The sequence below is a fragment of the Propionicimonas sp. genome (assembly GCF_034927565.1).
Classification (GTDB): domain Bacteria; phylum Actinomycetota; class Actinomycetes; order Propionibacteriales; family Propionibacteriaceae; genus Propionicimonas.
This window is the reverse complement of record NZ_JAYFPT010000079.1, coordinates 1-7,969: the sequence shown is the minus strand read 5'-3', so window position 1 is coordinate 7,969 and position 7,969 is coordinate 1. Positions and strand designations below refer to the sequence as shown.

The following is a 7,969-nucleotide window of genomic DNA, read 5'->3' as shown; positions in this document are numbered from 1 at the left end:
TGGGCCAGGGACGTGGGCCAGGGGACGGTTCTGTGGCCCGGGGGAATGGTCCCGCGTCCCGGATGATTAGGTTGCCCCGCGTCCGGCCGGTAAAGTAAGTCTCTGGCTGCCGTCCCGGCAGTCGATACGCCCTCCTGCTACGGGAAATGCCCGTAGCCGCTCTAGACCAGAGGAGGTGGAGTTCGCGTATGCGCAAGTATGAAGTCATGGTCATCATCGACCCTGACGTCGACGATCGCCAGGTGAACGGCCTGCTGGAGAAGCCCCTTGCCGGGCTGACCAAGGCCGGTGGCACCGTTGACAACCTGGACATCTGGGGCCGGCGTCGGCTCGCCTACGACATTCAGAAGAAGTCGGAAGGCATCTACGCCGTCATCAATCTCACCGCCGAGCCCGCTGTTGTGAAGGAACTGGATCGCCAGTTCACCCTCAACGAGCAGATTCTGCGGACGAAGGTCATCCGGCCCGACATCCACTGATTACGTGTCAACCCCTCGTCAGTGTCAGTGGCAACTGGCAGGCTGGGGGAACACAGACGTCCGACTCCGAAAGACACTCACATGGCTGGCGAAACCATCATCACCGTCGTCGGGAACCTGACCGCTGACCCCGAGTTGCGGTTCACCCCGTCCGGGGCTCCCGTGGCGAACTTCACTGTCGCCTCGACGCCCCGTACCTTCGATCGTCAAACGAACGAATGGAAAGACGGCGACGCCATGTTCCTCAACTGCGCCGTGTGGCGGCAGGCGGCCGAGAACGTGGCCGAATCCCTCACCAAGGGGATGCGGGTCATCGTTCAGGGCCGGCTGCGCTCTCGCAGCTACGAAACCCGCGAGGGCGAGAAGCGCACGGTGTTCGAGATCGAGGTCGACGAGATCGGTCCCGCGCTCAGATACGCCACGGCCAAGGTCACCCGTAGCGGCGGGGGCGGCGGCAACTACGGCCAAGACCGCCCGTCCTCCGGTGGCTCCTCCAGCTGGGGTGGCCAGAGCGAGCGGTCCAGCGGCGGCGCGGATCCCTGGGCGCAGGCCCAGAGCGACGAGCCTCCGTTCTGATCGCTGAGCACAGCATCACCTGTCCGTCTCGGGTTCCTGAACCCGTGCGGACCAGGCACATTCCGGCTCCGGCCGGGCTTTCAACATCAAGGAGAGCACCACAATGGCCTCGTCACAGCGCAAGCCTGTGAGCAAGAACAAGAAGATCGTGCCGGCGAAGTCGATTCGCATCGGCCATATCGACTACAAGGACGTCGCAACCCTGCGGAAGTTCATCTCCGAGCGCGGCAAGATCCGCGCCCGTCGGGTCACCGGTCTGTCGGTGCAGGAACAGCGCAAGGTCGCCATCGCCGTGAAGAACGCGCGTGAGGTCGCCCTGCTGCCCTACGCGTCCACCGCTCGCTGAGAAAGGGATCTGAAATGAAGTTGATCCTGACCGCCCCGGTCGAACACCTGGGCATTCCCGGCGACATCGTCGAGGTGAAGGACGGCTACGGCCGCAACTACCTGCTCCCCCGCGGCTTCGCCATCAACTGGACGAAGGGCGCCGAGAAGCAGATCGAGGGCATCAAGCGGGCGCGCGACGCCCGCGAGATCCGCTCGGCGGACCACGCCAAGCAGATCCGCAGCCAACTCGAGGAACTCGCGGTGAGCCTGCCGGCTCAGGCCGGTACCACGGGCCGGCTGTTCGGTGCGGTGACTCCGGCCGACATCACCCTCGCGGTGAAGAAGGCCGGCGGACCGGCCCTCGACAAGCGTTCCGTCGAGATCGCCAAACCGATCAAGACGGTCGGCGACCACACCATCGGTGTCAAGCTGACCGCCGGTGTGGTGGCGCACATCACTGTGAGCGTCACTGCCGCCTGACCTGCTCCGCAGGCCTGTACTCCAGCGCCGGTCGTCCTTCGAGGCGGCCGGCGCTGCCGCGTCTCTGACCTCAGCGAGAGCTGCCAAATCCGGTTCAGGATGACGGACCGAGGGGTATTCTCCCTCAGGTCTGATCCTGGAACCGGATTCGGCGGGACACTTCGGCCTGGCCGGCCACCTGGTGGGCCCAACCAGCCGGTGGGGCGGGCCACCTGACAGGCCCAACCAGCCGGTGGGGCGGGCCACCTGACAGGCCAAACCAGCCGGTGGCCGGCCGCTGGCTGGACTGAACCAACCCGCGGGCGGACCGGGGGGATCAGCTGGACTGGGAGAGCCTGTGGATAAGCCGCCCTGGCGGCAGTTTTGTCCACAGGTCGTGGTTCCGCCTGAACCAGAAGGGGTCGAGTCGCCAACGCTGGCGCTATGAGTCTCACTATGGAACGGTCGGTTCAGGCGGCTGATCTCCTCGACCGGCACGGCGTGGTCCGACGGGCTGACCTGCTCGCTCTGGGAGTTTCCCGTTCGCAACTCGATCGCCTGATCGGTGCGGGACGGCTACGGCGCCTTCGGCAGGGCTGGTATGCCGTGCCACAGGCCGATCCGAAGGTTGCCAGGGCCGTCGCCCTGGGCGGGACACTCTCCTGTTTGTCCGCGCTGCGCTACCACGGGGTCTGGGTTCCCCATGATCACGACCTCCACGTGCGGATGTCGGAGCACCATCGCCATCGCCCGTGTCCAGGCGGTGTTCGGCTGTGTTTCGCCAAGGGACGGAAGGCGCCGAAGGTACCGGTCGACTCCCTTCCGGACGCACTGCTCGCTGCAACGTCCTGCCTGGATGCGGAAGGGATCGTCATTGTCCTCGACTCGATCCTGAACCAGCGGCTTCTGGACATGTCCGAGCTTGTGGAGCTCTTTGCCGACAGCCCTCGCAGAGTCCGGCGCCTTCTTGCCAAGACGGATGCGAAGAGTGAATCCGGCACGGAGTCGGCCATTCGCTTCCGGCTGCGCCGGAAGGGAATCAGTGTGAGCACCCAGCAATACCTTGAGGAGGTCGGCAGGGTTGACATGCGTGTAGGTGCGAGGCTGATTCTGGAAGCCGACAGCGTGGAACACCACACGGGGACCACGAGCTACGAGCGGGATCGGCGAAGGGACAGAAAGACCGTCCGGCAGGGCAAGTTCGTGATGAGGCTGACCTACCGCCAGGTCTTCTTCGAGTGGGACGATGTCGAGCCCGACATCCTGGATTTTGTCCGGAAGGACCGGCATCGGGCGCGGGGAGTGGGTGCGGCCTGAGCAGCTTCCGTACCAACTCCGGTTGCTGGAGGAGGTTCGAGGGAAGATCCCCCTCGGAGGGTGATTTGGGACCGGATTTGGTTGGGGGATGGCCCGGTCGTTCGGACGGAGGCTGGCCGGACGAGGGCCTGCCTGTTGGGGATGGCGGGTCGGCCGGTCCTAGCGTGTGTCTCCCCATCCCCGCGGTGGTCTGCTGCGCGGTGCTCCGCGGGCGCCTCGCGGTGTTGTCGTCGGTCGGCGATGCGCCACATCGCCTCCTTCCTGTGCCTGGCGAGCCACTCCGCGGAACCCCGCTCGCGACGGCCAGGGATGAGGAGACACGCTCTAGCTGGTCAGGTCGGTGTCGGCGAGCAGGGTGTAGGCCGAGCGGATGTGGGCCTCCATCAGCGCGGCCGCCTGGTCAGGATCACCGTTTTCGATGGCGCGCAGGATGCCGGTGTGCTCGTCAACCAGACGCAGCCGGAAGTCGAGCCAGTCGGAGAGGTGCTCGCTCGCCTCCCGGATCGGCTCTCGCACGGCTTCCCGGATCGCGACCGTCAGGTCAGCCACCAGGTCGTTGCGCCCGGCCCGGGCGATCAGGACGTGGAAGGCGGTGTCCAGTTCGTTGAACGCCTCGACAGTATCGGCCAGCCGCATCCCGGTGAGTACGGCGTCCAGTTCGCGCCGCGTGCGTGCGGTGCCGGTCCGGGCGGCGGTGGCGGCGGACGCCCGCTCGAGGGCCACCCGGGTCTCGGTGAGGTCGTTGATCCCCGCGCCCGAGATCGCCAGGTGCAGCCGGAAGATCCGGGCCAGCGCGTCCCCTTGCGCCGGGGTGAGCCGGGTGCCGCCGCCGCGACCGGTGCTGGCGGTGATCAGCCCCGCGGTCTGCAGCACGCGCATGGCTTCGCGTACCGCCGACCGTCCGACGTTCAACTGCGCGGCGAGTTCGCGTTCGGGCGGCAACTGGTCGCCCGAACGGTAGCCGCCCTCCAGGATCCCCGCCTCGATGTGGTGCAGCACGACCTCGTAGGCGCGAACGCTGTCGGCGCGGACGCTGTCGCGGGCTGGGGCGCTCTCCATGGCCCTCATTCTGCCCTCCGCGGCGCTGCACCGAGGGTGAAGCCGAAGAGCCACGCAATCTTGCTGAAACCGCTTGACGGCTCGCCTCACGGAGTTAGGCTTTCGCTATGGTCTGACCATTATCTGGTCAGCCTGAGTCTTCTCAAGGTGGAGGAGTCGGACTCCTTCCAAAGGAGGTTCTCGTGGCCGTATCCGCTCGCGGGCTTCGGGTGGCGCTGTTCGCCACCTGTGTGAACGACATGATGTTCCCCGCGACCCCGAAGGCGGTGGTAGCGGTGCTGGAGCGTCTGGGTTGCATCGTTGAGTTCCCGATGGCCCAGACCTGTTGCGGGCAGATGTTCACCAACACCGGCTACTACGACGCCGCAGTGCCCGCCGTCCGTTCCTATGTCGAGGCCTTCGAGGGCTACGACTACATCGTGGCGCCGTCCGGCTCGTGCACCGGAGCGGTCCGCCACCAGCACCCGATGCTCGCCCGCCACACCGGTGATCAGAAGCTGGTCGCGGCGGCCGACGAGATCGCCACCAGGACCTACGACTTCAGCGAGTTCCTGGTGGACGTGTTGGGTGTCACCGATGTCGGCGGGTACTTCCCGCACACGGTTACCTTCCACCCGACCTGTCATTCCGTCCGGGTGGCCAAGGTGGGCGACAAACCGCTGCAGTTGCTGCGGGCGGTCAAGGGGATCACCGTCCTCGAGCTGCCTGATGCGGAGACCTGCTGCGGTTTCGGCGGCACCTTCTCGATCAAGAATCCGGACGTGTCGGTGGCGATGGGCTCCGACAAGGCCCGCAATGTCATCTCCACGGGTGCGGAGTACCTGATCACCGGGGACAACGCCTGTCTGCTGCATATCGGTGGCCTGCTCAACCGGCAGAACGCCCAGGTGTTGCCGCTCCACCTGGCTGAGGTGCTCGCGCAGACCGACGCCACCCGAGGGACGAGCCGCGCCGGTGGGGGTTCGTCGAAGGGCAAGGCTGGTCCAGACGGACGTCGTGAGGGGCAGACCGACGCCGCCCGTAGGACGAGCCGCGCCGTCGTGGGCTCGCCCGAGTGCGAGGAAGATCCCGCCGAGCCGGGCGATGGACAGATCGTGAACCTGCGCCAGCAGCGGCCCGAGGGAGCCCAGCGATGACCGCCACCGTCCCGCAACGCCGCACCCCGGCGCCACCGCCCGGCACCTTCTTGGGCATGCCGTCCTTCCCGGTCAACGCCAAGGCGCAGTTGCAGAACACCCAGATGCGCCGCAATCTGGGCAATGCCACCCGCACCATCCGCGCCAAGCGGGCACTGCGCGCCTCCGAGGTGCCGGAGTGGGAGGAGCTCCGCTGCGCCGGTGAGGCGATCAAGAACCGGACGGACCGGCACCTGGATCGCTATCTCGTCCAACTTGAGGAGAACCTCACCAAGGCGGGCGCGACCGTGCACTGGGCCAGGGACGCCGCGGAGGCCAACCGGATCATCGTCGACCTGGTGAAGGCCACCGGGGTCGACGAGGTGGTCAAGGTCAAGTCGATGGCCACCCAGGAGATCGACATGAACGAGGCCCTGGAGGAGGCGGGCATCGCCGCCTGGGAGACCGACCTGGCCGAGCTGATCGTCCAGCTGGGGCATGACCGTCCGTCCCACATCCTGGTGCCGGCGATCCACCGCAACCGCGCGGAGATCCGCGAGATCTTCCTGCGCGAGATGGGCCGGTACGGCACCCCGGCGCCTGACGACCTCAGCACCGATCCGGCGGTGCTCGCCGGGGCCGCCCGCGTCCATCTGCGGGAGAAGTTCCTGCGCGCCAAGGTGGGGATCTCGGGCGGCAACTTCGCGATCGCCGAGACCGGGACGCTGGTGGTGGTGGAGTCGGAGGGCAATGGACGGATGTGCCTCACCCTGCCCGAGACCCTGATCAGCGTGGTGGGCATTGAGAAGGTGCTGCCGACCTTCGCCGACCTGGAGGTGTTCCTGCGGCTGCTGCCGCGCTCGTCCACCGGCGAGCGGATGAACCCCTACACCTCGCTGTGGACGGGAGTCACTCCCGGTGACGGCCCGCAGACCGTCCACGTCGTGCTGGTCGACAACGGACGGACCAGGGTGCTCGCCGACCCGATCGGACGCTCCGCGCTGCGCTGTATCCGGTGCAGCGCGTGCATGAACATCTGCCCGGTCTACGAGCGGGTGGGCGGGCATGCCTACGGGTCGGTGTATCCGGGGCCGATCGGCGCGGTGCTCACCCCGATGCTGCGCGGGCTGGAATCCGACATCGACCAGTCGCTGCCGTTCGCCTCCTCGCTGTGCGGGGCGTGCGCAGACGTCTGCCCGGTGAAGATCCCGCTGCCCGATCTACTGATCCACCTGCGCCACCAGGTGGCGGAGAAGAAGCGCCACGAACTGCGACCCCACCTGGAGCCGGCGGTGATGGCCGGGATGACCTGGGCTTTCGGCAAGGACTCGCACCTGGAGGCCATGGAGGCGATGACCCAGCTGGCCGCGAAGGTGCTGGGCAAGCATCAGGTGCTCGGCCCGATGCCCTGGCCGGCGTCCCCGTGGACCAGGGCACGCGATCTGAAGATGCCTGCGAAGCAGACCTTCCGGGCGTGGTGGAAGAAGAACCGAGGGGAGGGGTCGAGGTGACAGCGCGGGAGATGATCCTCGGCAGGATCCGTTCGGCCCTGGCCGACGTCACCCAGCCCGATCCGGCGCTGGATGTCCCGATCGAGTGGGAGTACGGCCGGCCGTCGGGGACTGCTGACGTCCTGGGTACCTTCGTCGAGATGGTCGTCGACTACCAGGCGGTGGTGAAACGGGTGCCGGCGTCCGAGGTCGCCGCCACGATCGCGACGCTGCTCACCGAGTACGACGTCGCCTCCGTGGTGGTGCCGGCCGGGCTCGACCCGGCCTGGCGGTCGGCGATCACTGCCGCCGGGGTCGAACTCCGTGCGGACGACCCGCCACTCAGCCACCAGCAACTCAACCGGATCGGGGGCGTGGTGACCGCGTCGGCGGTCGGCATCGCCGAGACCGGCACCATTGTCCTCGACCACCGCGAGGACCAGGGACGGCGGGCGCTGTCCCTGGTGCCCGATCTGCACGTCTGTGTGGTGCGTGCCGACCAGGTCGTGTCCGACGTCCCCGAAGCGGTCGGACGGCTGGCTGGCTCAGTGACCGAGGGCCACCCGCTGACCTGGATCAGCGGCGGCTCGGCAACCTCCGACATCGAACTCAGCCGCGTCGAGGGTGTCCACGGCCCCCGCACCCTGCTGGTGGTCCTGGCCGAGTGACCCGCCACTGCCGGGCCGCGGGGCAGGATGCTTCCGCTGCCCTGCTGGTCGTCCGCTGCCCTGCCCTGCTTGTCGCCCGCACAAACCGGGCAATAGAGGCCACTCGCGTGGATAGTGTCCGCGGCTGGCCTGAATCACCCGGTTTCTGCACCTCCCGGCCGGGGTCGACGGCGATGCGCCCAACAACAGCCCAGCCTCTGCCCAGCAGAAACCGGGCAGTAGAGGCCACTCGCGTGGATAATCCACTCGCCCTGCCGAAATCGCCCGGTTTGTGCGGGCCTGGGCGACGGACGCCAGGGCGGGGAGCGGGGGTGTGGGTGGTCGGACGGAACTGTCCTTCAGAGCGTGTCAGGTGCGACGGGTGTAACGCTTTCGGGAGTTCGTGCGTGTTAGGAGCGTGACGATCGACGGGAGGCTCATGGCGACGGGGGCTGTTGCTGGTCCGGCGGTCTCCTTCGGCGAGTTCGTCGCCAGCCGGT

Annotated in this window: 8 protein-coding genes and 1 pseudogene; 8 read left to right on the top strand and 1 reads right to left on the bottom strand. The window is 67.4% G+C overall.

Going from position 1 to position 7,969, the window contains the following annotated elements:
- Positions 1-188 precede the first annotated feature (188 nt).
- The 5 genes from rpsF (at position 189) to VB080_RS12925 (ending at position 3,158) form a co-directional block, all read left to right on the top strand.
- A complete protein-coding gene (gene rpsF / locus VB080_RS12945) occupies positions 189-479 on the top strand; it encodes a 30S ribosomal protein S6 (RefSeq protein WP_323418867.1) in 291 nt (96 codons plus the stop codon).
- An 81-nt stretch (positions 480-560) separates the two neighbouring features.
- Positions 561-1,055 (top strand): single-stranded DNA-binding protein, encoded by a 495-nt coding sequence (locus VB080_RS12940; RefSeq protein WP_323418866.1) that lies wholly within the window; start codon positions 561-563, stop codon positions 1,053-1,055.
- Between the two features lie 103 nt (positions 1,056-1,158).
- A complete protein-coding gene (gene rpsR, locus VB080_RS12935) occupies positions 1,159-1,401 on the top strand; it encodes a 30S ribosomal protein S18 (protein ID WP_323418865.1) in 243 nt (80 codons plus the stop codon).
- A gap of 14 nt (positions 1,402-1,415) precedes the next feature.
- Positions 1,416-1,862, top strand: a complete 447-nt coding sequence (rplI, locus tag VB080_RS12930) for a 50S ribosomal protein L9 (protein ID WP_323418864.1) — start codon at positions 1,416-1,418, stop codon at positions 1,860-1,862.
- Positions 1,863-2,285: 423 nt separating this feature from the next.
- Positions 2,286-3,158, top strand: a complete 873-nt coding sequence (locus VB080_RS12925) for a type IV toxin-antitoxin system AbiEi family antitoxin domain-containing protein (RefSeq protein ID WP_323418863.1) — start codon at positions 2,286-2,288, stop codon at positions 3,156-3,158.
- Between the two features lie 324 nt (positions 3,159-3,482).
- Here VB080_RS12925 and VB080_RS12920 read toward each other — a convergent pair whose 3' ends face one another.
- The gene (locus VB080_RS12920; RefSeq protein WP_323418862.1) at positions 3,483-4,217 is read right to left on the bottom strand and encodes a FadR/GntR family transcriptional regulator; all 735 of its coding nucleotides are present in this window, start codon (positions 4,215-4,217) and stop codon (positions 3,483-3,485) included.
- Positions 4,218-4,399: 182 nt separating this feature from the next.
- Here VB080_RS12920 and VB080_RS12915 point away from each other — a divergent pair.
- The 3 genes and pseudogenes from VB080_RS12915 to VB080_RS12905 form a co-directional block, all read left to right on the top strand.
- Positions 4,400-5,146, top strand: a pseudogene (locus VB080_RS12915) ((Fe-S)-binding protein); the annotation flags it as partial.
- Between the two features lie 203 nt (positions 5,147-5,349).
- A complete protein-coding gene (locus tag VB080_RS12910) occupies positions 5,350-6,843 on the top strand; it encodes a LutB/LldF family L-lactate oxidation iron-sulfur protein (RefSeq protein WP_323418861.1) in 1,494 nt (497 codons plus the stop codon).
- An 11-nt stretch (positions 6,844-6,854) separates the two neighbouring features.
- Positions 6,855-7,490 (top strand): lactate utilization protein C, encoded by a 636-nt coding sequence (locus VB080_RS12905; RefSeq protein ID WP_323418868.1) that lies wholly within the window; start codon positions 6,855-6,857, stop codon positions 7,488-7,490.
- The last annotated feature ends 479 nt before the right edge of the window (positions 7,491-7,969 follow it).